At 52.3% G+C, this 24,480-nt stretch carries 15 protein-coding genes and 1 pseudogene; 10 read left to right on the top strand and 6 right to left on the bottom strand.

From position 1 onward, the window contains the following. Positions 1-63: 63 nt before the first annotated feature. From EHT25_RS11330 to EHT25_RS11305, 6 genes are all read right to left on the bottom strand, one after another. A complete protein-coding gene (locus EHT25_RS11330; RefSeq protein ID WP_124874499.1) occupies positions 64-1,509 on the bottom strand; it encodes a DUF1501 domain-containing protein in 1,446 nt (481 codons plus the stop codon). A gap of 121 nt (positions 1,510-1,630) precedes the next feature. After that, positions 1,631-4,819, bottom strand: coding sequence for a DUF1553 domain-containing protein (locus EHT25_RS11325; RefSeq protein ID WP_229311498.1), 3,189 nt, complete (start codon positions 4,817-4,819; stop codon positions 1,631-1,633). Positions 4,820-5,028: 209 nt separating this feature from the next. Continuing rightward, the gene (locus tag EHT25_RS11320; protein WP_124874495.1) at positions 5,029-6,585 is read right to left on the bottom strand and encodes a RagB/SusD family nutrient uptake outer membrane protein; all 1,557 of its coding nucleotides are present in this window, start codon (positions 6,583-6,585) and stop codon (positions 5,029-5,031) included. A gap of 134 nt (positions 6,586-6,719) precedes the next feature. Next, positions 6,720-9,839 carry a SusC/RagA family TonB-linked outer membrane protein gene (locus EHT25_RS11315; RefSeq protein ID WP_124876082.1) on the bottom strand — a complete coding sequence of 1,040 codons (3,120 nt, stop codon included), beginning with the start codon at positions 9,837-9,839 and terminating at the stop codon, positions 6,720-6,722. A 441-nt stretch (positions 9,840-10,280) separates the two neighbouring features. Further along, positions 10,281-11,282 (bottom strand): FecR family protein, encoded by a 1,002-nt coding sequence (locus tag EHT25_RS11310; protein ID WP_124874493.1) that lies wholly within the window; start codon positions 11,280-11,282, stop codon positions 10,281-10,283. Positions 11,283-11,325: 43 nt separating this feature from the next. Further along, positions 11,326-11,997 (bottom strand): sigma-70 family RNA polymerase sigma factor, encoded by a 672-nt coding sequence (locus tag EHT25_RS11305; protein ID WP_124874491.1) that lies wholly within the window; start codon positions 11,995-11,997, stop codon positions 11,326-11,328. A gap of 214 nt (positions 11,998-12,211) precedes the next feature. On the opposite strand from EHT25_RS11305, the gene EHT25_RS11300 reads away from it, so the two are divergent. The 10 genes and pseudogenes from EHT25_RS11300 to EHT25_RS11255 all read left to right on the top strand — a co-directional run bounded on the left by EHT25_RS11300 (position 12,212) and on the right by EHT25_RS11255 (position 24,447). Next, positions 12,212-12,604 carry a contact-dependent growth inhibition system immunity protein gene (locus EHT25_RS11300; RefSeq protein ID WP_124874489.1) on the top strand — a complete coding sequence of 131 codons (393 nt, stop codon included), beginning with the start codon at positions 12,212-12,214 and terminating at the stop codon, positions 12,602-12,604. A gap of 41 nt (positions 12,605-12,645) precedes the next feature. After that, positions 12,646-13,713 carry a 6-bladed beta-propeller gene (locus EHT25_RS11295; RefSeq protein WP_124874487.1) on the top strand — a complete coding sequence of 356 codons (1,068 nt, stop codon included), beginning with the start codon at positions 12,646-12,648 and terminating at the stop codon, positions 13,711-13,713. Further along, positions 13,713-15,707, top strand: a complete 1,995-nt coding sequence (locus EHT25_RS11290) for an alpha-amylase family protein (protein WP_229311497.1) — start codon at positions 13,713-13,715, stop codon at positions 15,705-15,707. The genes EHT25_RS11295 and EHT25_RS11290 overlap by 1 nt, the downstream gene beginning before the upstream one ends. Next, positions 15,704-16,030 (top strand): nucleotidyltransferase domain-containing protein, encoded by a 327-nt coding sequence (locus tag EHT25_RS33445; RefSeq protein WP_124874485.1) that lies wholly within the window; start codon positions 15,704-15,706, stop codon positions 16,028-16,030. Before EHT25_RS11290 ends, EHT25_RS33445 begins: the two co-directional genes overlap by 4 nt. A gap of 128 nt (positions 16,031-16,158) precedes the next feature. Continuing rightward, a pseudogene (locus EHT25_RS11280) lies at positions 16,159-16,431 on the top strand (HEPN domain-containing protein); the annotation flags it as partial. 4 nt (positions 16,432-16,435) lie between these two features. Next, positions 16,436-17,959, top strand: coding sequence for a c-type cytochrome domain-containing protein (locus EHT25_RS11275; protein ID WP_124874481.1), 1,524 nt, complete (start codon positions 16,436-16,438; stop codon positions 17,957-17,959). A 114-nt stretch (positions 17,960-18,073) separates the two neighbouring features. Continuing rightward, positions 18,074-21,535 (top strand): DUF1553 domain-containing protein, encoded by a 3,462-nt coding sequence (locus tag EHT25_RS11270; protein ID WP_124874479.1) that lies wholly within the window; start codon positions 18,074-18,076, stop codon positions 21,533-21,535. Between the two features lie 102 nt (positions 21,536-21,637). Further along, positions 21,638-23,086: a DUF1501 domain-containing protein gene (locus EHT25_RS11265; protein WP_124874477.1), complete on the top strand. Its 1,449-nt coding sequence runs from the start codon at positions 21,638-21,640 to the stop codon at positions 23,084-23,086. A gap of 348 nt (positions 23,087-23,434) precedes the next feature. After that, a complete protein-coding gene (locus EHT25_RS11260; protein WP_124874475.1) occupies positions 23,435-23,836 on the top strand; it encodes a nuclear transport factor 2 family protein in 402 nt (133 codons plus the stop codon). 11 nt (positions 23,837-23,847) lie between these two features. Then, positions 23,848-24,447 carry a GNAT family N-acetyltransferase gene (locus EHT25_RS11255; RefSeq protein WP_124874473.1) on the top strand — a complete coding sequence of 200 codons (600 nt, stop codon included), beginning with the start codon at positions 23,848-23,850 and terminating at the stop codon, positions 24,445-24,447. Positions 24,448-24,480 lie beyond the last annotated feature (33 nt).

Genomic DNA, 24,480 nt, shown 5'->3' with positions numbered 1-24,480 from the left:
AAGTAAGAGCAAGAAAAAAGGTCTGTGTCTAACAGACCTTGGAATTTGAGATAAAACCGGTTTTCACGCCAGAATCCCTTTCACCAGCTTCCCTTCCACGTCCGTCAGCCGGAACCGGCGGCCCTGAAATTCGTAGGTCAGTTTTTCGTGATCGACGCCCAGCAAGTGCAGCAGCGTGGCTTGAAAATCGTGGACGTGGACCGGATTTTTGGCGATGTTATACCCAAATTCATCCGTTTCGCCGTAGGTAATCCCGCGTTTAACCCCGCCACCGGCCATCCACATCGTGAAGCAGCGCGGGTGATGATCGCGGCCGTAATTGTCGGCGGTCAGTTTGCCCTGTGAATAGTTCGTCCGACCAAATTCACCGCCCCAGACCACGAGCGTATCGTCGAGCAAACCGCGTTGCTTGAGGTCCTGCACCAGAGCCGCCGACGCCTGATCGGTCGCTTTGCACTGCCTGGTGATGCCTTTGGGCAAGTTGCCGTGCAGGTCCCAGCCCTGATGATACAATTGAACAAATTTCACATCGCGCTCCAGTAAACGCCTGGCCATCAGGCAGTTGGCGGCATAAGTTCCCGGATTGCGGGCTTCTTCGCCGTAGAGATCGAACACCCAGTCCGGTTCGTCCGACAGATCGTTGACTTCCGGCACGGAGGTCTGCATCCGGAACGCCATTTCATACTGCGCAATGTGGTTCGACACTTCCGGGTCGCCGTAGATTTCTTCCTGCACCTGATTCAGATCCTTCAGCGCATCGAGCATCGACCGCCGATCCGCCGAACTATAGCCGTTGGGGTTATTCAGATACAAAACCGGGTCGCTGCCCGAGCGAAACTGGACGCCCTGGTGTTTGGAAGGCAAAAAACCGTTGCCCCACAAGCGGGCATACAGCGGCTGGTCGCGCGGGGCATCTTTCGACACCATGACAATGAAGGCGGGCAGATTTTCGTTGGCCGATCCCAGACCGTAACTTACCCAGGCCCCGATGCTCGGCCGACCCGCCAACTGATTGCCGGTCTGGAAAAACGTCAGCGCCGGGTCGTGGTTGATCTGCTCGGTATACATCGATTTGATAAAGCACAGATCGTCGGCTACTTTGCCGGTATACGGCATCAACTCGCTCGCCCACGCCCCACTTTTGCCGTGCTGCGTAAATTTATACGGTGATTTCACCAGCGGCAACGCCGACTGCTGGGCGCTCATGCTCGTCAGCCGCTGGCCTTTCCGTACGGATTCGGGCAGGTCTTTGCCGTGCATTTTTTCCAGATACGGTTTGTAATCGAACATTTCCAGCTGCGATGGCCCCCCGCTCTGGAACAGATACACGACCCGCTTGGCTTTCGGCGCGCGGTTCGGCACGGTTACGATCTTCTCGTTCGGATTAGAGAAAAGCTGCGAAGGCAACAACGATCCCAACGCCAGCGTCCCCAGCCCCCACGAAGCTTTATTCAAAAAAGACCGCCGGTTGAAGGTATCGGCCAGACTTTGCGCCAGTTTGTCTTTCATAAGTTTACCGGTTTCACGTACCCACGGCCCGCCGGGCGGCCCCGTTTAGTCCGTGAGATGTAATAATTCCAGATTCTAACTAGTATTCAAGGTCTCACGGACTTTAGTCCGTGGGTACGTTCTAATGCTTTGTAATAAACGCTTCCGAATTCATCACCGTACTGGCAACGACCGCACCGGCCGCTAGGGCGGGCATCTCGGCACTTGCTTGCGTCAATTTGTATTCACCGGCCTGAATCCAGCCCTCCATTTTGGCGGGAGTTTTCCGGAATTTCTGGTATTCCTGCTGGTACAATTTCGTCAAAATAGCCAGCTCCTTGTTCGTCGGTTTGCGACTCGTCAATAACCGGAATACCTGCGTCAGTTGTTCTGGTAACGGTTTATTTCCGGTAAACGAGCGGGCAGCCACTACCTTGGCGGCTTCGACAAACTGCGGATCATTGAGCAAAATCAGCGCTTGCAAAGGCGTGCTGGTTTTCTGTCGCTGCACCACGCAATAACTCCGCGACGGCGCATCGAAGGTGTTCATCGATGGGGGTGGATTGGTCCGGCGCCAGAATGTGTACAAACTCCGGCGGTATAAACCCTCACCGGTTGCCTGGTCATACGTCGCGCTGTTGACGGTCCACAATCCTTCCGGCTGGTACGGTTTTACACTTTCACCACCCAAACGCGTCGACAACAAGCCGCTCGACGCCAGCGCATTATCCCGAATCATTTCCGCCGTCAGCCGGAACATCGGGCCACGGGCCAGCCACGTATTTTCCGGGTCCTTTTGCAGCAATTCCGGGGTTCCGCGCGACGATTGCCGGTACGTCGCCGACATCACCAGCAGCTTCTGCATGGCTTTTACATTCCAGGGTGACGCCCCTCCGGCCCCCTCCCGAAACTGAACGGCCAGCCAGTCGAGCAGTTCGGGGTGCGTCGGCAAATTGCCCTGATTGCCGAAATTATTGGCGGATTTTACCAGCCCGGTTCCGAAATAGGTTTGCCAGTAGCGGTTTACGGTCACCCGCGCCGTCAGCGGATTATCGGGGTGCAGCAGCCATTGCGCCAGACCCAGGCGGTTTCTGGGGTATTCCTTTGGAAATGGCAACACACTCGCCGGCACATCGGGGCGAACGGGATCGCCGGGCGCGTCGTAACCCCCCCGCTTCAGAATAAAAGTCGGCCGGGGCTTCTTCATGTCTTCCATCACCATGATTTCCGGAATTTCCTCGGCCACCCGGTTTCGTTCCGCCCGGAGTTTCTGCAACGTATCCCGCCGTTGCTGATACGCCGTTGAAACCGCATGGAGGTAATAATTCTTCAGCGCATCGCCGTTGGCAGCGTTCAATTGCTGCCCGGATTGCGCCAGCGCGAATACTTCCGGCGCAGTCAACGCCCGGTTGTAAACCACCAGATCGTCTACCGATCCTTTTTTAAAACCCGGTCCGCGCATATCGGCGCCGACCATCAAACCGGTTTGTTTCCCCCGGAACAGAATGTCTTTGTACAAATTATCCTTTTCGGTCGTCATCGCGGCTTCCCGCCCATCGACGAATAACCGCAGGCCGTTGGCTTTGCTCGAACCGTCGTAGGTCATCGTCAGCTGAATCCATTTTTCTTTCGGCAATACCTGATTGCTGAGCCGGATAATGGCGTTGTACGGCCAGGTGTGCGCCATCAGCAATTCCGCTTTGCCGTCGCGCAGGTTCAGGAAATAGCCCCGGAAATTGTACAGAATGTCACCATTGCCCTTGTGGACAAGCGCGGCTTTGGAAACGTCTTTGGGAATATTGACCCACACGCCCACCGTAAACGGCTGCGAGCGATTGAAAATACCAACCTGACCCAGCGTCAGAATATCGTCGCCATTGGACTGGAACGCATTTCCGCGTTTGCCCGGCACCAAAACCGGGTCGAGTACTTTGCCAGTATCTTTTTTACTGACTTCGTTCAGGAACTTGCCGTTTACCAGTTTATCGAACGTAAAATGGGCCTGCAATCCTTTCCGGTAATCGAACGGAATGGCGGTGGCGGTTTTTTGCCAGTTGACAAAAGCCGGTTGTTCCGCCTGAACGGTTTGATTGATCGCGCTTTCAGCCGCCTTTATTTTCGTATCCAGAAACGTCAGCAGGCTGTCGTGTTTCGGCTGAGTCAGCAACATCGTTGGCACCGGCATCGCATCGTCCCAGGAAATTTGACCGGCTTCGTCGACGTTATTGAAAAACGCGAACAAACTGTAGTAATCTTTCTGCGAAATCGGGTCGAACTTGTGGTCGTGGCACCGCGCACACTCCATCGTCAGGCCCATCAACGCCGTACCGACGGTATTGGCGCGGTCGGCGACGTATTCCACCCGAAACTCTTCGTTGATAATACCGCCTTCCATGTTCTGGGAATGGTTGCGGTTAAAGGCCGTCGCCAGCCGTTGCTCGCGATTGGCTTTGGGCAACAGATCGCCCGCCAATTGCCAGGTAATGAACTGATTAAAGGGCTGATTTTTATTGAACGACTGAATGACCCAGTCGCGCCAGGGCCACATCGGGCGGTAGCGGTCGACGGTGTAGCCATGCGTGTCGGCATACCGCGACACATCCAGCCAGTCGATTGCCATTTTCTCGCCATAATGGGGCGATTTCAACAGGCGGTCTACTACTTTTTCGTACGCATTTGGCGAATGGTCGGCCAGGAAAGCGTCTTCTTCGGCCACCGTCGGTGGTAAACCGGTCAGATCCAGCGTTACCCGGCGCAACAGGTTTTCTTTATCGGCTTCGGGGGCGGGTTTCAGCCCTTTTTCCTCCATTTTAGCCAATACAAAATAGTCGATCGGATTTTTGGGCCAGCGTGTGTCTTTCACCTTCGGCAGCTCCGGTTTTTCCGGTTTGATCAGCGCCCAGTGCGGTTTGTATTCCGCTCCCTGTTCAATCCATTTCAGCAGGACGGCTTTTTCGTAATTTGTCAGCACCCGGTTCGACGATTTGGGCGGCATCATCTCGTCCTCGTCCTTCGTCACCAGCCGGTAATAGACCTCACTTTCGGCCAGATCGCCGGGAACGATGGCGTGTTTTTTGTTTTTCGCTTTTTTCAAAGCCGCCATCGCGCCTTCGCGGGTCGCCAGTTCCAAACCGCCTTTCTGACTGGCCTTGTCGGGACCGTGACAGAAAAAGCATTTGTCCGACAGAATCGGCTTCACGTGCAGGTTGTAATCCACCTCATCCGGAAGCTGGTCCGCCAGCTGCTCAATTTCGGCCGGTTTGTCCACCCCACAACTCTGAATCAGCAGACTTGCCAACCCAATCATCAACACCCCCATTCGGCTCGTCATTCTATGCTTTATGCTTACCATCGACGCTGTACGAAACAAACTTTTCACTCCACTTATAATACTGACTTTCCCCTAAATTTAGCAACTTTCCAGCAAACCCTCGCTTTACTTTAAACGATTGCAAACACTTTCCTATTTTACTGTTTCTACGTAAAGCGAAGGCTTACCAGTTTGTACTATTTCATTACAATACAAGAATTTACCCCCTTTTAGTTCGGATAACCCGGATTCTGCGGTTTCAGGTTCGGATTATTCAGCATTTCCTGCTTGCCCAACGGCAGCAGCAAATGTTTTTCCTGCAACGGCTGGTTCGAACTCAGGTTGACGTGACCCACAAAGTTGTCGAACCCGTTCGTCTTCTCGTTGTACACTTTCCGCAGCCGCACCATGTCGAACCAGGTGATCTGCTCGTAGCACAGTTCGTGCCACCGCTCCCGCCAGACAGCTTCGCGGAATGTTGCCTGCGTATAAGTTCCCAGAGCCGGCGTCGTCAGACCCGCCCGATCCCGAACTTTTTTCAGCGCATCGTAAGCCGCCTGCGTCGGTGCCCCCACTTCGTTCTGCGCTTCGGCATAGATCAGCAGCGTTTCGGCATACCGGATTTGCGGTACGTTCAGGTTGTTCTGACGCGTTCCGGCTACCCCCGAGGTTCCGTTGGCCGTCCGGTTGAAATGCTTGAAGATGTAGTTCGCTCCCAACGCGAACGGTGCGCCGTTTCCGTTGGTGAAGTAGGTCGAGTAGAAATAGCCCTGATCTTTCGCCCGCAAGTCACCGGTTTCGTAGGAAGCGTAGAATGAGGGTGTTGGCACCGTACTACCCGTTCCGGATGGACCGTTATACGTTACCGGTTTGAAGTTGGGATACATGTTGTCCATCGGATTTCCGGCCACCAGCGTGTTGTATTGCAGCATGAATAAATGCTCCAGGCGGTTTTCCGTACTCTCTTTGTGCACGTCTTCGTAACTTGTGAACAGGCCAATCGCGGTGGGATTCGCATTGGCGTAGGTGATGACTTCCAACGCTTTGTCAGCCGCCAGTTTGTAGTGCGTGGCCCCTTTGCTCAGCGGAAAACCGGCCATCGTCAGGTACACTTTCGACAGCAGCGTTTTCACTGCCGCCAGATTCACGCGGCCCGACACATCCGTCCAGGCCAAACCGGCCGCTTCAGCCGCCACCAGATCATCCACGATTTGCTTGTAAATCGCATCCTGCGGAGTGCGCGAAGGTTGGAAGTCTTCCGAAGAAGCGGTTTGCGGTTTGAGAATGAGCGGAATATCGCCCCAAAGCCGAACCGCCATAAAGTAGGCATTGGCTCGCAAAAACCGGGCTTCCCCCAGGATTTTGGTTTTTTGAGCCGCATCCATCGGCGTGATGCCTGGCACGCGGTCGAGCACCTGGTTGGCCTGCGCAATCACTTTGTAAAGTCCGTTCCAGTAGTTGACCACGTGAATCGTGTTTCCGTCGTGCACCAACCCGTACAGGTTGTTCAAATCGGAGTTCTGGGCAGTTTCCGTCGTGGACGTTCCGGTCAGAGCTTCCAGCAATTGCCAGTTCGACGAGAAAATCCCGGCCCCATCGCCCATAAACCGCATGTCGGCATAGACCGAAGCCAGGGCGGCTTCGGCGTGGTCGGGGATGGTATAAAAATTGTCAGGCGTCAAATTGGACGGTGCCTGCTCATCGAGAAAATCCTTGCAACCAACCGGACCCAGCAGAACCGCTCCCAGCAAAACCGCTTTACTTACTTTGCTAACTATGTATTTCATTCCTGTGAAATCGTTTTTTGAATACTTGAAAGCTGGGTTTACGATTTTCCGTATACGGTTTATGGTAGGCTGACGCATTCATTAGTACACGCCTGTATCCGAAAACCGTATACGAAAAACCATACACCGAATACCTATAAACCAATTTGCAAACCGAACATGAACGTGGTCGGTTTGGGGTAGTTGTGCCAGATCATCCCTTGTGAGAACGCGCTATTGCTATCGCCCTGATTGGTTGGCGTTACTTCGGGATCACCGATGATCTTGTCTTTCACCAACAGGAAGAAATTCTGCACGGTAGCGTAGGCCCGCAACCGGTTTAGTTTCAGTTTATTGGTCAGGTTAGCCGGGAACGTATACCCCAACAGCAGGTTTCTGCCACGTAAAAACGAACCGTCTTTGATCCAGTAACTGTCCACGTTCAGGACGTAGCCGGCCCGCGTGTCGCGAATCTCGGCGATCATACTGTTCTGGTTGGTCGGCGTCCAGGCATTCAACACCGAGGTGTAGCTGTTGGCCAAAGCCTGACGGTCTTCACTGGTCGAAATATTCAGGTCCATGACGTCATTGCCGTAGGAATATTGTAATTCCAGCGTCAAGTCGAAGTTTTTATACCGGAACGTGTTGGAAAAAGCGCCCCAGGCTTTCGGGCTACCGTTGCCGATGATGCTCCGGTCGGCATCCGTGATGGCTTTGTCCCCATTGACATCCAGGTACTTGATGTCACCTGGCAGAATCGTCAACCCGTTCCGGTAACTGACAAATTTGGCGGCTTCTTCGCGCTCGGCTTCGCTCCAGACACCCACGCGGGTCAGACCCCAGAACGAACCGACCGGCTGGCCAACGCTGATGACGTTGGTCGGGTTGGTAAAGTTCGGTCCACCGACGTTGAAAATATCCGAAGGCGTTGCCAGCGACAACACTTTGTTGCGGTTGAATGAAATGTTGAAGGTCGTGTTCCACTGAAAACCGCCCGCGTCGATGTTCACCGTATTGATGCCCAGTTCAACCCCCTTGTTCTGCATCGAACCCACGTTCCGGCGGATGGTGGCGTAACCGCTCGTACGCGGCACCGGCGCATCCAGCAGCATGTCCGTCGTCTTGCGGTAATAATAGTCCGCTTCGATGTTGATGCGACCTTTCAACAGGCCCAGTTCAACGCCCACGTCGGTCTGAGCGGTTTTTTCCCAGCGCAAATCCGGGTTGGCCAACCGGCTGATCCCCGTTCCTGATACACGAGCATCACCATAAATAGTGGCGTAGTTCGAACTCAGTAGCGACAGGGACGAATAGGGTGGAATTTCAGAGTTACCCGTCAGACCAAAGCTGGTCCGCACCTTCAGGTTGGAAATCAAAGAGTTGCCCTTCAAAAACTGTTCTTCCGATGCCCGCCAGGCCAGAGCCGCCGAGGGGAAGAAAGCAAACTTGTGGTTTTCCCCGAATTTTGAGGAGCCATCCGCCCGGCCCGTCACCGTCAACAGGTATTTCTCCATCAGGTTGTAGTTGATCCGGCCGAAGTACGAGTTAAACGCAAACCGCGATGCGCCCGAGGTAACGCTTGGGTTGGTGGCACCCGCACCCAGGTTGTTGAACCCGAAGTAGTCCGTCGCAAAACCGCTTACTGCCGCACTCATGGCAAAGCTGTTGGTCTCCTGCCAGGAAATCCCCAACAGGGCATTGATGGCGTGTTTTTCGTTGATCTGCTTGTTGTAGGTCAAATAGTTTTCCAGCGACCAGAACGAATCTTTGCGGTTTGAAGTCGATGCGTTACCGTTCCCGCCGATGTTCAGCGTCCGGGTCACCGAAATGTTATTTTCCTGGGTTTGAATGTTGGCTCCCAGAATGGTGCGCATTTCCAGCCCTTTGGCGAAGGTGATGTTCGAATACAGACTTCCGATGGTCGTTTGGGTATTCAGGATGTATCGGGTGTCCATCAATCGATGGTAAGAACTCATGGTCCCCTCAGCAAACGGAAAATCCCGGTTGTTGGCAAACGTTCCGTCATCGTATTTTGTCGGCAAAAACGGGAAGTCTTCCACAATCTGACGAGCCACCGCATCACCCTGATCCACAATGTTTTCCGACTGGTTGTTGTAGCTCAGCGTACCCCCGATTTTCAACCACGGTTTTACCTGATCGTCGATCGTAAAGCGGCCCGAATACCGTTTCATGTACGAGGTTTTTAGCAAACCTTCGTCGTCGCGGTAACCCAATGAGATCGAGTATTGGGTGCGGTCGTTACCACCGCTGAAGCCCAACTGGTGGTTTTGTGACAATTTGTTCTGGGTCGTTTCCTTGAACCAGTCGGTGTCGTATTTCGGGCTGCCGTCGGAGTTCCACACCCGGGGGTCGATCCGGCGGAGTTTCGGGTTCAGGTACGCCCATTTGCCAGCCGCCCAACCCGCCGGATCGTATTTGGCCATGTTCGCCCACGCCAGATCCTCCGTTGCAACGTATTGTGCGGAATTCAATACACGCGGGCGGTTGGGTCCGATCGTGTTCACGCTGAAATCAACGTTGTAGGTCACCTGGCCCTGACCGGATTTGCCTTTTTTGGTCGTCACCAGCACCACGCCGTTGGCACCCCGCGCCCCGTAAATGGCCGTCGAAGAGGCATCTTTCAGCACTTCAACTGAAACGATGTCGTTGGGATTGATGTAGTCGATGGCCGAGCTAAACTGGTTTTGCGTTCCCTGCGGCAACATCACCCCATCGACCACATAGAGCGGGTTGTTCGAGGAGTTGATCGAGCTGAAACCGCGTACGCGGATGGTGGTCCGGCCACCGGGGCGACCCGAGTTGGTGTTGACCTGCACACCCGGCATCCGACCCGACAGCGCCTGTTGCAGCGACGCCGTCGGCCGTTCTTTCAGTTCGGCTTCTTTGACCGTTCCGACCGCACCTGTCAAGTCACTTTTCTTGGCTGTACCGTAACCAATAACGACGATTTCTTCCAACACTTTATCGTCCGGTTTCAGCGACACATTGATGGTGGTCGCCGAACGTACGTTCATCTCCTGCGATAGATAACCCACAAAACTAAAAACCAGCGTCGCTCCGTTGTTGGCTTCCGGAACCGAAAGGGTATAACTGCCTTCGTTGTTGGTCACGGTTCCCCGCGTCGTTCCCTTAATGACCACACTGACACCGGGTAGCCCTTCGCCATTTTCACTGGTTACTTTTCCACTCACCGTGAAATCAGCCACCGCCACTACCGGCGACGTTGCCGGAAACGCCGTGCCAGTCGAGCCCATCAAAGGTCTTTGCGAAATCGGTGTATTGACCGATTCCGGTACCGAAATGCTCTCACTAGTCGTTTTCACCGGATTTTTGATGATATAATACGCCTGATTGCCGACTTTTTTAAACACCAGGTCGTACGGTTTCAGCAACGTTTCCAGTTGTTTTTCCAGTTTACCCGAACGCAGTCGCACGGTGGCCGGAACCACAATTCCGTTGACGGTCGTTTCTTCAAACAGAATGCTCACCTGATGCTGACGGCTCAATTCCGTCAGTACTTCCTTCATTTTCTGGCCCGCCGACGGAGCGGTTTGGACCTGAACCGGCGCGTAGGTTTGCTGCCTGGCCAGCACAACCGATTGAGCCTGCGTCAGTTGATGACTCAGCACAACCAGCGAAACCAGTGCGGTTTTTTGTAAACATGGGATTAACATATTTGGTAGGTTTGTTAAGGGTTAGGATTGTTTAGGAATACGCAATTCGATATGGTGGTCTTTTTTTACGACGCTGATGTTGAGCAATTCGGCTAGAATCTGGAACAGATCGTCGGCCTGTTCGGCCCTGAAATTCCCGGCAATCCGCCGTTGGGCCAGTTTCGGATCGGGAACCACCACCCTGATTCCAAACTGTTCCTGAATCTGAGTGGCAATTTCAGTCAGGGAGGTATTATCGAAATAAAACCAGTGGTCTTTCCAGGCCACATACCGCCGGGCGGTTTTGGTCTGAGTGAGTCGGTATTGCCCGGAGTTGGCAACCGTTACTACATTACCCGGCCGCATGTAAAGCTGCTGGCCCTGCGGCAAATCCAGCTTCACTTTCCCTTTGCTGAGAAACACCCGTTTGCCCCGTTTCCGGGAATAAACCACAAATTCGGTTCCCAGCACTTCAACCTGAAAACGATCCGCTGTCCGGACGATGAATCGCTGATTTGAAGGCGTATGTGTCACTTTAAATTCGCCTTCGCCTTCCAGAAACACTTCGCGGGTATCGGAACCAAAGCCAAAGCGGGGAACGCGCAGAACCGAATTGGCGTTCAGCGTAACTTCCGTTCCGTCAGCCAGTTGACATACACTGGTTTGACCAAAAGTCGTCCGATGGGTTTCATACAGTAACTCCGATCGAAACCGGTAAGTACCCAGCAAGGCCACCAGCGCCACCGAAGCTGCGATGCCCCAGTTCAGTCCTTTTCTGAACACATTGGATGGCGAAACCGGCAGCGGTTTTGTGAACGCAATGGATTGATTTTCGTCGTCTAAAATCAGTTGGTAAGCCGCCAGCGCTTTGTCGGCATCCACCGCAAACTGGGGGCGCTGGCTCTCCCATTCGTCCAGGTATTGATAATAAGCCTCCTGGTTGGCGTCGTCAGTCAGCCATTCTTCGAGGTATTTTCGCTGGATTGCCGTCGCTTTTCCATCAAAAAAGTCGAATACAATCCGTTTTATGAGTAGTGATTCCATAGCCTATTCGGTTTTTGCCAGTTAGTCAAGCGAAGCAAAGGCTTCAAAGTGAATAGGTTGCCAGCCCCAGTAACAAGCTGATAAACCATTCTCCTTTCAATTCCTGGCGCAACTGGCTGAGCGCCCTGATCATCAGTTTTTCGACCGCACTGTTGCTGATCTGCATTTCCTTCGCAATTTCCAGGTACTTCTTTCCCTCGATCCGGCTCAGCAGGAAGGCCCGCTTGCACTGCGGAGAAAGCCCCTGAATGGCGTCTTCGATTTTCTGGTGTAACTCGCTGTAATGCAGTACTTCGTCGGGCTGGAGTGCGGGCGATATCCCCTGCGCATTTAGTGAATCCAGCGGATCGGCGGGGTGTAGTTCCCATTTCAGGTAATTGTAGGCCCGGTGCCGAACGGTTTGGTAGAGGTAAGCCCGATACGAAGTCGTAATCCGCTCAAAAATCCGGTCCTGCCAGAAAGCCGTGTACACCTCAGCCACCAGATCTTCGGCCACTTCTTTGGAATAAACAAACCGGACGGCGTGATTAACCAGATTGGTATAATACCGCCGGAACAGCAGTTCACAACCTCGCTTGGGGTCCTGGGCAAAGAGTTGCCGGAAAATCAGTTCGTCGTCCGTCACTTTTCCGGGTGGAATCGGCGGGCGGTTGATCGAAAGACCGTGCGAGTGGTCTTCCGAATTTTCAGGATCATTTAGCGAAAACTGCTGCATGCCAACGTGCGCTTATTCTGGTGGTATTTAACATAGACAAGTTTGTATTTTATTACCTCACATGGGATGAAAAAAATATTTTTTTGTCGGATTTTTCACTTCGATGAACCATTTTCCGCCAATAAAAGAGATACCTTTACACGTACAGAAGCGGTTTTAGCCGTACTGATACTGTCGTTACACTAGCCTGATGTTGGAAAGTTATCGTATGTAAATGGAGGAAAATTGGCAGCAAAAAACCCTGGAAGAGCTGGAAAACAACCGCTGGGCAGAACCGGATTTTGGGGATGACCGGAGCCAGAAAATTCAGGCACTCCGCCAAACGCCCCTGAACCAGTTCCGGACGGAAGACATTCGGTGGCTGGTTGGACAAGGTATTTCGCTGGCGTATCTGATTCCGCTGGCGGTGGAGAAGCTCAATAAAAACCCGTTTGCCGAAGGAGATTTCTACCCCGGCGACCTTTTACAGAGTGTTCTGAACGTAGATGTGAATTTTTGGTTGACAAATCGCCCGTTTTGGCAGTATATTCACCAACTTATTATAAACAATTCGTTTGAACTGGAAGACCGGGGCATCGATCCGGAACGGTTTCTCGAATTGTCGTAATGCTATCATCTAATTCCCTTAAACCTTTTGTAATTAATCGTATGGCTTCTCAATCAGTAAACCGACGCACATTTCTTACCCAGGCTACAGCCGCAACCGCTGTCGGATTAACAATTCCCAATATTAATTTCGGTGCCCAACCCAAAGCCGCTGATCAGGTGATTGGCCACGGTTCGCACCGCTACAAAGTTGTACCGAACTGGGGCGTGCTGGATGCGGGCAAAAATCCGGTCAACGATTGCCACGAAATGGTGGAAGATGCCAAAGGCCGGTTGATTCTGCTGACCAACGAAACCAAAAACAACGTCATCATCTACGATAAATCGGGCAAACTGCTCGAAACCTGGGGCACCACCTACCCCGGCGCCCACGGCCTGACACTGTCGAACGAAGGGGGAGAGCAATTTCTGTTTATCTGCGACAATAACCGTCATCAGGTCATCAAAACCGATTTGAAAGGCAAAGAACTGCTGAAAATCGATTATCCGAAAGAAACCGGCAAATACGATTACCCGACGCAGTTTACACCCACCGAAACCACCATCAACCCCGTCAACGGCGATATTTACGTGGCCGACGGCTATGGGCTGAACTACATCACGCAGTACGACGCCAAAGGCAAATACATCCGGCACTGGGGCGGAAAAGGTCAGGAAAATGGCCAGTTCGATTGCTGCCACGGCATTCTGGTCGACACCCGGAACAAAGCAAATCCAACCTTGCTGATTACCGACCGGCGGCATAATTGCCTGAAACGGTTTACGTTAGACGGCAAATACCTTTCGACCATTGCGTTGCCCGGTTCCTACATCTGCCGCCCGGTTTTGCACGGCGACATGATTTACGGGGCGGTTTTCCGCAGCACGTCCGACGCCTACCCCAACTCGGGTTACATTCAGATTCTGGACAAAAACGATAAAGTGGTTTCGACGCCGGGCGGTTCGGCACCGGTTTACAAAGACGGCAAACTCGAAGAACAGCGCAAGGACATGACCGCGAATACCTTCATGCATCCGCACGATGTACTGGTCGACAGCGACGAGAACGTTTATGTACCGCAGTGGGCTTCCCAAAAAACCTATCCGGTTAAGCTTCAACGCGTTAGTTAATGAAGCAACGTTGGTTATTTACGGCCCTGGTGCTGATAAATAGCGTCGCGATTGCCCAGCCTCCCCAAAAACCGTTGCGTCGGGCCGATCGATTTTTCGGCCTGCACTTCGATTTTCACGCCACCCGGAGCGATTTGACCATTGGTCAGACGTTGACAGAAGGCATGATCGACACCTTGCTGAACCGCGTCAAACCGGATTTCATTCAGGTCGACACCAAGGGGCACGTGGGCGTGACGAGTTATCCGACCAAAGTGGGTTATGCGTTCAGTCAGTTCACCTTTGATCCGCTGAAGCGGTTTCGCGACGTAACCAACCGGCACGGCGTGGCGCTGTATGTGCATCATTCGGGAGTTTGGGACAACGAAGCCGTTTTGCATCATCCCGGCTGGGCCAGGCACCGGCCGGATGGCAAACTGGATACCGAGAAAACGTCGGTTTTTGGGGCCTATGCCGATAGCCTGCTGATTCCGCAATTGAAAGAAATTGCCGATTACGGCGTCGATGGTGTCTGGACCGATGGCGAATGCTGGGGTACCGAACTGGACTATGGCCCAACGGCACTGGCCGCTTTCCGGCAGGCAACCGGGATTCAGGACGTGCCGAAAAAGAAAGGAGAGCCGCATTTCGATGATTTTGTGGAGTTTAACCGGAAGGCCTTTCTGAAGTACGTCGGGCATTATGTCGATGAGGTTCACAAGTATAAACCGTCGTTTCAGATTGCCAGCAACTGGGCCTATTCGTCGTTCATGCCCGAGCCGGTTAACACCAACGTCGATTTTATTTCGGGCGACCTGAGTTCAACGAATGCCGCCAACAGTGCAGCATTTGAAGCCCGTTGCATCGCGCCACAGGGAAAACCCTGGGATTTGATGGCCTGGAGTTTTGCGTCGAATTACGATGGCATTCATGCGCCCAAACCGGCCCGGCAACTGTGTCAGGAAGCCGCGCAGGTGTTGGCCATGGGGGGCGGTTTTCAGGCGTATTTTACGCAGAACCGCGACGCCAGTATCAAACTCTGGGAAATGCCGGTGATGGAAGAATTGGCCCGGTTTTGCCGCGAACGACAGGCTTATTGTTATAAAACCGAAGCCGTTCCGCAGGTGGCTTTGCTGTATTCCACGACTGGCTACAAACACATTTCGTCCAACATTTACCGACCCTGGAACGGCGAACACAACGCCATGCGTGGTATACTGGACCTGTTGTTATACAATCAGTTACCGACCGAAATCCTGATGGAGCACCACCTGCGCGGGAAGATGCAGCAATACCCGCTCATCGTCATTCCGGAATGGTCGGCGCTGGACCCGGTTTTTCGGGACGAATTAATCCAGTATGCCCGCAACGGCGGGAACCTGCTGGTGATTGGCAGCGATGCGGTTTTGAATTTTCGGGAGGTTTTGGGCGTAACGCTGGCGGATACCATCAAAAATGCGTTTTTCGGTTTACCCAATCACATTACCGGAACTGCGGCATTGAATCGGATTTTTACGCCTTTGGCCGGTACGAAAACCGTTGGCGGAATGTACAAAAGCAGTGATATGCGGGATTATTTTGGTCCGGCGGCTTCGGTGTCGGCTCTGGGAAAAGGTAAAATTGCCGCCATTTACTTAAACATTGGTTCACAGAATCAACAGCGTCAAACCGTTCAATGCCGGGATTTTCTGGCTGCCGTGGTGCAAGAGGTTTTACCAAAACCGGCGGTCCAAGTGCATGGATCTAAAAAAGTCCAACTGGCCGTCAATCAAAAAGATAAAAAGCTGCTGGTTAATGTCATCAATATGACGGGTTCACACGCCAATAAAGCGGTTCATACCTCCGACGATATTGTGCCGATAGGGCCGCTGACGGTAAGCGTTCGGCGGTTGCAAAAACCGAAGCAAGTGACGTTACAGCCCGGCAATCAGCCAGTTTCGTTTCATTATAAAAATGACGAAGTTTCATTTATTATCCCGAAATTAGATATCCACTTAGTTGCGGTAATCGAATGATAGCTTTAGACATTGAACCGATTTTGCACGAATTAAAGACAGAACTCAGGAATTTGTACGGTGACCGGCTGGCTCAAATGATTTTGTTCGGTTCGCACGCACGGGGAGATTCTCACGACGATTCGGATATCGACCTTTTAATATTGTTAAAGGACGAAACGATCTCTTTCTATCAGGAAATGAGACGGATGTCATCCCTTATTACTGACATCAATCTCACCTATAATATTTTGCTTTCTGTCTTACCAGACACGGAAATAAGGTATCAGAAATCCCAAATACCTATTTTTCAGGAAATAAAACGAGACGGAATTCTTGTATGAAGAAGGCATCATCCATTGCATTGAAAGCATTTGAACGAGCTAAAGCGACTATGGATGATACTGAAGCCATTTTAGCTGAAGAGCACACGCTGGCAGCAGTGAATCGAGCCTAGTATACGGTTTATTATGCCATGACTGCGCTTTTACTATCGGAGAATGAATATGCAAAAACCCATAAAGGGACGATTACTAAATTCAACGAATTGTTCGTCAAAAGCGGATTATTTAATAAAGAAGCGGCCCAATTAGTATCCAATGCCTACATCCTCCGTCAAAAAGCAGATTATGATTTAGAGGTTGAAATTTCCGAAGACGATGCCCGCGATTTAGTGAAGCGCGCAAGAGTATTCCTGACAGAAGTGACCCTCTACTTTGAACAAAATTTACCTGAACCCAATTGATTCAATGAATAGTTTCATTCTCCTACAAGCTACCTCTCCGCAACCTTCCGAATGGGCGATGTTTTTCGGTCGCTTTCACCCCTTGATTGTCCACTTGCCGATCGGTTTTCTGCTGATTGCCGGGTTGCTGGAACTCGACCGGGTCACGCGCCGGCAAACCGTCAGTTCGCATACCATTACCCTGATTCTGTTCTGGTCGGCCGTGAGCGCCACGATGGCCTGTATTTTCGGGTATTTGCTCTCGCTCGGCGGGGGGTACGACGAAGAAACCCTGAGCGACCACATGTGGGAAGGCATCGGCGTAGCGGTTTTTGCCTGGATCGCCTGGGCCATCAAACACGAGCGGATTGGCCCCCGGATTCGGTTCGGCCCGCTGCTCTACTTCCCGGCGCTGGGGATCGGCGTGTTACTGTTGCTGGCGGCTGGTCACAAAGGTGGCTCGCTCACGCACGGTTCCGATTTTCTAACTCAGTATACGCCGGAGCCACTGCGGTCGATGGCGGGCATTCCGCCCCGCGAGGACAAGGAAGAAGCCATGAAACCGATCGAGGACGTCAATCAGGCGATGGTGTATCAACAAATCGTGCATCCGATTCTGAAAAGTCGCTGTATTCAGTGCCACAATCCGGAAAAATCGAAAGCCGATTTGCGGCTTGATTCGCCCGAAATGATCAAAAAAGGCAGCGAAGACGGCCCGATCCTCGTGGCCGGAAAAGGTGCTGAGAGCAAAATGATCAAGGTCTGTTTGCTGCCTGAAGAAGATGATCACCACATGCCGCCCAAAGGCAAAACACAACTAACTGAAAATCAGGTTGCGTTACTAACCTGGTGGATCAATCAGGGTGCGCCGTTCGACAAAAAAGTGGCCGAACTGAAAGTACCGGAAGACGTCAAACCGGCATTGGCTTCGCTCGGAACGGGTGCTGCCGTTGGCGGTGGGCAGGTGGCAACCGGTCCCGCACCGGAATCACCGGTTTTGACCATGAAACTTCCGGCGGCCGATCCAAAAGCCATCGATGAACTGAAAAAAGCCGGTTTGCTGGTGTTGCCGTTATCGAAAGAGCAGAATCAACTGGAAGTCAGTGCAGTCAATGCGCGGGCTTTCAACGACGGCCAGGCGGTTTCGCTGCCCAAATTAAGTCAGCAGATTGTTTGGTTAAAACTCGGCGATACGGAAGTTTCCGACGCGACGCTGGCGCAGGTAGCCCAGTTGAAGAACCTGCAAAAACTGCATCTGGAACAAACCAAAGTGACGGACGCCGGGCTGAAAAATCTGAAAAATCTGCCGTATCTTGAGTACCTGAACCTCTACGGCACGGAAGTCACCGACGCCGGATTGAAGGAACTGGCGGGGATCAAAAACCTGAAAACCGTCTACCTCTGGCAAACGAAAGTGACCGAAGCGGGCGTTGCCGAGTTGAAAAAAGCCTTACCGAATCTGGAAATTAATATGGGATTAGGCGAAAGTTCGATTGCTGCCTTTACCAAGGCGGATTCGGCAGCCACGGAAAAACCGAAAGCGAAGTAATCCGTGAAGATGTCAAAATAGTATACTTTTTGGCATCCAAATTGATTTATTTCTCAAATATTTACTATAATTTTGTAGATTCGTTGTACTTTTTTCTTAAACATTCCCATTCGTATGTGTCATTTATCCGACATACGATTCCAATCGCTGCTTTTCAGCTCGGCCATCGCCCTGTTTTCGGTGACCGTCTGGAGTTCCTGTGGCAATAGCGTTGAAAAACCGGCAGAATTGGTCGCTTTAGAAAGCAAATTACCCGAAAAAGTCGATTACAACCTGCATATCAAACCGATCTTGTCGGATCGCTGTTTTGCCTGCCACGGCCCGGATAAAGCCAAGCAAAAAGCCGGTTTACGGCTCGATATTGCCGAAAGTGCCTACGAAGCCTTATCGAAAAGTGGGAAAACCGCTATCGTCCCCGGCAATCTGGCGAAAAGTGAAGCCTATCACCGCATCATTTCCGACGATCCGGAATACCGGATGCCCACGCCGGAATCCAATCTGATTCTGACGACGGAAGAAAAAGCACTGCTGGTTCGCTGGATTGAGCAGGGCGCTGAATACAAACCGCACTGGTCGCTGATTACACCCCAGTTGGCAGACGTTCCGAAGGTTAAGAACGAGAAGTGGGTCAAAAACGAGATCGACAATTTTGTTCTCAAAAAACTTGAAGACAAAGGTCTGACACCTAATCCGGAAGCCGATAAAGCTACTTTGTTGCGTCGGGTTACGCTGGACTTGACTGGTTTGCCGCCGACAGTGGCTGAAGTGGATGCTTTTCTGGCCGACACCAGTCCGAATGCGTACGAGAAAGTAGTCAACCGGTTATTCAGCAGTCCGCATTATGGCGAGCGGCAAGCCGTCGAGTGGCTCGATGCGGCCCGGTATGCCGATACGCACGGGTATCAGGACGACGGTTTGCGCACGATGTGGCCGTACCGCAATTGGGTCATCACGGCGTTTAACAAAAACCTGCGGTTCGATAAGTTCATTAGCTGGCAACTGGCGGGCGATATGCTTCCTAATCCGACCCAAAACATGCTGCTGGCGACGGCATTCAACCGAAATCACCAGCAGAGTCAGGAAGGCGGGATTGTCGATGAAGAATACCGGGTCGAATACGTTGCCGACCGCGTCAATACGTTTGGGAAAGCAATGCTGGGCCTGACCGTGGAGTGCGCCCGCTGCCACGACCACAAATACGACCCGATCAGCCAGAAAGATTACTATTCGCTGTTTGCGTTTTTCAACAACAACAACGAGCGTGGTCAAATCCCGTACAACGGCGAACCCGCCCCGACAATTACGCTCACGTCGTTAGATGTAGCGGCCAAACTGAAATTTATTCATCAGAAAATCAAACCGGTACAGCAACGCTTAAACCCGAACCGCCCGGAATATCAACGAGCATTCGGGCCGTGGCTGAGTCAGGCCGAACGAAATCCGGCGTCTTCGATCAATGTGGGTCTGGTAGCGCATTACACCTTCGATGAAGCCGATCGGCGGGATTTTAAAGCCTACGAAAATTCGGAGGAAAAGAAATTGAAAGATGCCGAACGGAAAAAAGAAGACGAACTCAAGAAGAAAGAGGAAGAACGACGGAAGAAGCTGGGCTTGCCCGAAGTGAAAAAACCGGCGGTTCCGAAAACCCGCGAAGAACTCGAAAAGGACCCCCGCAATGCCTTCTGGAATCAGGTGAACGACACGCTGCCCGCGCGTCTGGCCGGAGATCCTGAAAGTTTCCCGTACCAGATCAAGGGCAAAGTCGGCATGGCACGGTACCTGAAAGGCGACAGCAACATCGAACTGCCCCGGAAAGTCGGTTTTTATGAACAGAACCAGCCGTTTACGGTCAGTGCGTGGTTCAATGTGGCCAAACCGGGTCTGGAAGGCATGCTGATGGGCAAATCGAACGGACCTTTTGACGGAAACCGGGGGTATGAGATTGGTTTGCTGGAAGACGGTCGTTTTAAAATCACGATGAATCACGTCTGGCCAGACAATAGCCTCGACGTGGAAACCGTCGCCAAAATCCGCTATAAACAATGGTTTCATCTGACGATGACCTACGACGGATCGGGTCGGGCGGCTGGTATCAAGCTGTATTTAAATGGCCAACCGACTAAGCTTGAAATTGTTACCGACCACCTCGTTCACAGCATCGATCGGGGTAAAAATGGCAAGAACTGGTCTGGTTCGCCGTTCCTGATTGGCCGGATACACGATCACTACATCAAGGATTACGCGATTGACGAACTGCGGATTTATAACCGCAGCCTGACTCCGCTCGAAATTCCCGTTCTGGCGGGCCAAGCGGATGCGTTGACGGCGGCCCTGTCTACGCCTTCGGCCAAACGGACGGCAGCGCAACGGGCCGGTTTGTACTCGTATTACGTTATCGCTCAGGATTCGACGTATCGGAAAGCCTTTGAAGAATTTCAGGCCGACCGGGCGGAGGAATTGATGCTCTACAACAATTCCGATCAGGTGATGGTGATGAAAGAGCGAAAATATCCCCGGAAAACATACCTGCTGAAACGGGGCGCTTACGATGCACACGGCGAGGAAGTGACGCCCGCAACGCCCGGCCAGTTGATGCCATTCCCGGAAGAATACCCGAAAAACCGCCTGGGACTGGCGATGTGGCTGCTCAATCCTGACAATTCGCTGTTCAGCCGGGTGATGGTCAACCGGTTTTGGCAGCAGTATTTCGGTCAGGGATTGGTGAAAACCAGCGACGATTTCGGGAATCAGGGGAATCTTCCTTCCCATCCGGAACTGCTGGATTATCTTGCCGTTCGTTTCCGGGATGGCACCGAACGATCCGGAATCTGGAATGCCAAAGCCTTGCAAAAAATGATTGTGATGTCGGCAACCTATCGTCAGTCTTCCGTAGCCGATGCTAAAAAACTGGAAGCCGATCTGGATAACTCTCTGCTTTCGCGCGGGCCCAGCTACCGGATGTCGGCCGAGCAGGTTCGCGACAATGTTCTGGCAGCCAGCGGTTTACTGTCGCAGAAAATTGGCGGTTCGAGTGTGCTGCCTTACCAGCCATCCGGTATTTGGGAAGCGTTGGCCACCCGGAATGCCATCAATTACGAACAAAGCCACGGTGATAGTCTGTACCGCCGGAGTTTGTATACGATCTGGAAACGGTCGTCGCCCCCGCCGATGATGCTCAATTTCGATGCATCCGAACGGCACACCTGCATCGTCAAACGACAGAAAACATCGACACCCTTGCAGGCTTTGGTGACGCTGAACGATCCGCAGTTTGTGGAAGCCGCCCGGGTGTTGGGGCAGCGGGCTTTGGGCATGGGGCTCAAGGATGACGCCCTGATCGGTTACGTCTTTAAATCCGTCACCAGTCGCCCGGTTCGTCCGGCGGAGGTGACGTTGATGAAGCAACTGTATGCGGAGGAACTGGCGGATTTCAAAAACAATCCCAAGCGGGCTACTGAACTGCTGAGTGTGGGTGAATTTCCGGTTGATAAAGCCATTCCAGCCTCCGAACTAGCGGCCTGGACGGTGGTTACCAGCACGATTATGAACGTTGACGAAGCGATTATCAAACGATAAAACTCCGATAACTTCTGATGTTCCCTGATAACCTCTGATTTGTAGTTATTACACAGGGTTAATCAGAGAACATCAGAGGTTATCAGGGAAAATGAGAAGGCTATGAACCATCTGGAAGACGAATTACACGATCAGTTGAGCCGCCGGACCTTTCTGGGCAAAACCAGTGCTGGTTTGGGTGCCATTGCCCTCGCGTCGTTGCTCAATCCAACAAAATTGGTAGCGGGTAGCGAAGAAAACCGCCCGCCGGGAAAACCGCACTTCTCGCCCAAAGTGAAGCGGGTCATCTACCTGTTCCAGAGCGGTGCGCCCTCGCAGTTGGATTTGTTCGATTACAAACCAAAACTGGAAACGATGTGGGGGCAGGAGTTGCCCGAGTCAGTTCGGAAAGGCCAGCGCCTGACGGGCATGACCGCCGGACAAAGCAAATTTCCGCTGGCGGCTTCCAAATTCAAGTTCGCTAAGCACGGCAATAGCCAGATGTGGGTCAGCGAGTTGCTGCCCTATACCTCGCGGATTACGGATGATTTATGTTTCATCCGGTCAATGAATACCGAAGCCATTAACCATGACCCAGCGGTGACGTTCTTCCAGACCGGTTCGCAGCAGGCCGGACGTCCTTCGTTTGGCTCCTGGGCAAGCTACGGCTTAGGTTCTGATAATCAGAATTTACCGGCTTTTGTCGTCCTGCTTTCGAAAGGCCGCAATGGCGATCAGCCGTTGTATGCCAAATTGTGGAGCAACGGTTTTCTGCCGTCGGTTCATCAGGGTGTGGTTTTTCGGTCCGGCCCCGACCCGGTTTATTACCTGAACAACCCGCCGGGCATCGACAAGCCCAGCCGTCGGCGGATGCTCGATTACCTCGGCAAACTGCATCAGGAGCAATTTAAACAAGTGCTGGACCCGGAAATCAATAACCGGATGGCGCAGTATGAGATGGCGTACCGGATGCAGGCGTCGGTGCCCGAAACGCTCGATATTTCGAAAGAACCGGATTATATTTTTGATATGTACGGCCCCGACTCCCGTCAGCCGGGGACATTTGCCGCCAATTGTCTGCTGGCTCGAAAACTGATCGAGAAAGATGTCAAGTTTGTGCAGTTATACCACCAGGGCTGGGATCAGCACGGCAATTTACCCAACGACATCAAGATTCAAACGAAGAGCGTCGATCAACCTTCGGCCGCTTTGATCATGGATTTGAAACAACGCGGTTTGCTCGACGATACGCTGGTAATCTGGGGTGGCGAGTTTGGTCGGACCAATTATTCGCAGGGAAAACTGTCGAAAGAAAACTACGGTCGCGATCACCATCCCCGTTGCTTTACGGTCTGGATGGCGGGTGCGGGCGTCAAAAAAGCGATGGTGTACGGCGAAACCGACGAGTTTGGGTACAACGTCCTGAAAGATCCCGTTCATGTTCACGACTTTCAGGCCACGATTCTGCACCTGATGGGCGTCGATCACGAAAAACTGGTATTCAAACACCAGGGTCGGCGATATCGCCTGACGGACGTGCACGGAAAAGTGGTAAAACCGGTTTTGGCGTAAAACCATGAAGAAGTCGCTCACTTTACTTCAAAGTTTTGAACTAGGTCAACTGCAATACCGAGATGGCCGATCTTTAACACATAAAGAAGTCGAAAAGCGACTAAAAAAATGGCTGAAGAAACCTGAGCCGAAACCTCCTTATTAATAGCCCACGGTTTGAACCGTGGGAATACGAAAACGAGCGAGTATATTCCAACCGTTTTAACGGTTTTTAATCCCCTATTTTACTCCCAAGCCCACGATTAAAACCGTGGGCTATTATTTTGAACCTGGCGTCACCTGTGATATAGGAACAACCCTATCTTTGCAAAAATTGTTAGTTATCCCTACATCAAACCGCTTCGTTTAATGACTGCCCTCGACGTTGTAAAAAATTATTACGAGTCCTTCAACCAAAAAGACTGGAATGGCATGCTGGCGTTGGTAAGCCCCGACATCCGGCACGAACCCAACCAGGGTGATGCCCGGATCGGCCTTGAGAAGTTTACGGATTTTGTTCACCACATGGACGAATCGTACGACGAAACACTGACGGATATGGTGTTTTTGACGGAGCCATCGGACCAGCGTGTCGCCGTGGAATTTGTTGTCAATGGTATTTATAAAAAGGCGGAAGACGGTTTGCCTGCGGCCAATAACCAGACGTATGTCGTACCCGCTGCGGCCTTTCTGGAAGTTTCCGGCGAAAAAATCACCCGTGTAACGACCTATTACAACCTGCCACGCTGGATCAAAGCGGTTTCGGAATAAAACCGGTATCCATGGCTTCACTGCATTTCCAAACGCAAAGAGGATCTGAAATCGAAGCAGTTTTCGACGATCTGGCGGCTTTGCGGATTGCGGTTTTTCGCGATTATCCGTATCTCTACGAAGGCACAATCAACTACGAGAAAGAGTATTTAAAGACCTACGCGCAGTCGGAACGCTCCTTTCTGTTTGCGGTTTATCACGAACAAACGATGGTTGGCGCGACGACCTGCATTCCGCTTCGTGACGAAACTGCCGACATTCGCCAACCTTTCGAAGGCTCTGATTTTGAGATCGATACCATTTTCTATTTGGGCGAAAGCATCCTGCTTCCGGCATTTCGCGGGCTGGGTTTAGGCCACCGGTTTTTCGATGAACGGGAAGCCCACGCCCGCAGATTTGGCACCTACAAAACGACTTGTTTCTGCGCCGTCGAACGCCCGGAAAACCATCCGGCTAAACCGGTCGATTACCGGCCGAACGACGTTTTCTGGATCAAAAGAGGCTATAAAAAAGAACCGGCGCTGCGCAGTACGCTGGAATGGCCGGATTTGGGCGAAGTTGTTTCCACACCGAAACCAATGGTCTACTGGATGCGGGCGTTGCAACCCTAAGCGGATGGCGCCGTCTGGAAAAAACTTTCCGGC

It is taken from the genome of Larkinella rosea, from assembly GCF_003858635.1.
GTDB classification, from domain to species: Bacteria; Bacteroidota; Bacteroidia; order Cytophagales; family Spirosomataceae; genus Larkinella; species Larkinella rosea.
The sequence above is the reverse complement of the archived record's forward strand: the minus strand, read 5'-3'. Positions and strand labels throughout refer to the sequence as shown.

Bases quoted from the DNA above. Each gene is read 5' to 3' on its own strand.
- EHT25_RS11260 (WP_124874475.1), top strand. From the start codon at position 23,435: ATGACTGCCCTCGACGTTGTAAAAAATTATTACGAGTCCTTCAACCAA.
- EHT25_RS11310 (WP_124874493.1), bottom strand. From the start codon at position 11,282: ATGGAATCACTACTCATAAAACGGATTGTATTCGACTTTTTTGATGGA.
- EHT25_RS11305 (WP_124874491.1), bottom strand. From the start codon at position 11,997: ATGCAGCAGTTTTCGCTAAATGATCCTGAAAATTCGGAAGACCACTCG.
- EHT25_RS11315 (WP_124876082.1), bottom strand. From the start codon at position 9,839: ATGGGCTCGACTGGCACGGCGTTTCCGGCAACGTCGCCGGTAGTGGCG.
- EHT25_RS11300 (WP_124874489.1), top strand. From the start codon at position 12,212: ATGGAGGAAAATTGGCAGCAAAAAACCCTGGAAGAGCTGGAAAACAAC.
- EHT25_RS11330 (WP_124874499.1), bottom strand. From the start codon at position 1,509: ATGAAAGACAAACTGGCGCAAAGTCTGGCCGATACCTTCAACCGGCGG.
- EHT25_RS11325 (WP_229311498.1), bottom strand. From the start codon at position 4,819: ATGACGAGCCGAATGGGGGTGTTGATGATTGGGTTGGCAAGTCTGCTG.
- EHT25_RS11320 (WP_124874495.1), bottom strand. From the start codon at position 6,585: ATGAAATACATAGTTAGCAAAGTAAGTAAAGCGGTTTTGCTGGGAGCG.
- EHT25_RS11275 (WP_124874481.1), top strand. From the start codon at position 16,436: ATGAATAGTTTCATTCTCCTACAAGCTACCTCTCCGCAACCTTCCGAA.
- EHT25_RS33445 (WP_124874485.1), top strand. From the start codon at position 15,704: ATGATAGCTTTAGACATTGAACCGATTTTGCACGAATTAAAGACAGAA.
- EHT25_RS11270 (WP_124874479.1), top strand. From the start codon at position 18,074: ATGTGTCATTTATCCGACATACGATTCCAATCGCTGCTTTTCAGCTCG.
- EHT25_RS11295 (WP_124874487.1), top strand. From the start codon at position 12,646: ATGGCTTCTCAATCAGTAAACCGACGCACATTTCTTACCCAGGCTACA.
- EHT25_RS11290 (WP_229311497.1), top strand. From the start codon at position 13,713: ATGAAGCAACGTTGGTTATTTACGGCCCTGGTGCTGATAAATAGCGTC.
- EHT25_RS11255 (WP_124874473.1), top strand. From the start codon at position 23,848: ATGGCTTCACTGCATTTCCAAACGCAAAGAGGATCTGAAATCGAAGCA.
- EHT25_RS11265 (WP_124874477.1), top strand. From the start codon at position 21,638: ATGAACCATCTGGAAGACGAATTACACGATCAGTTGAGCCGCCGGACC.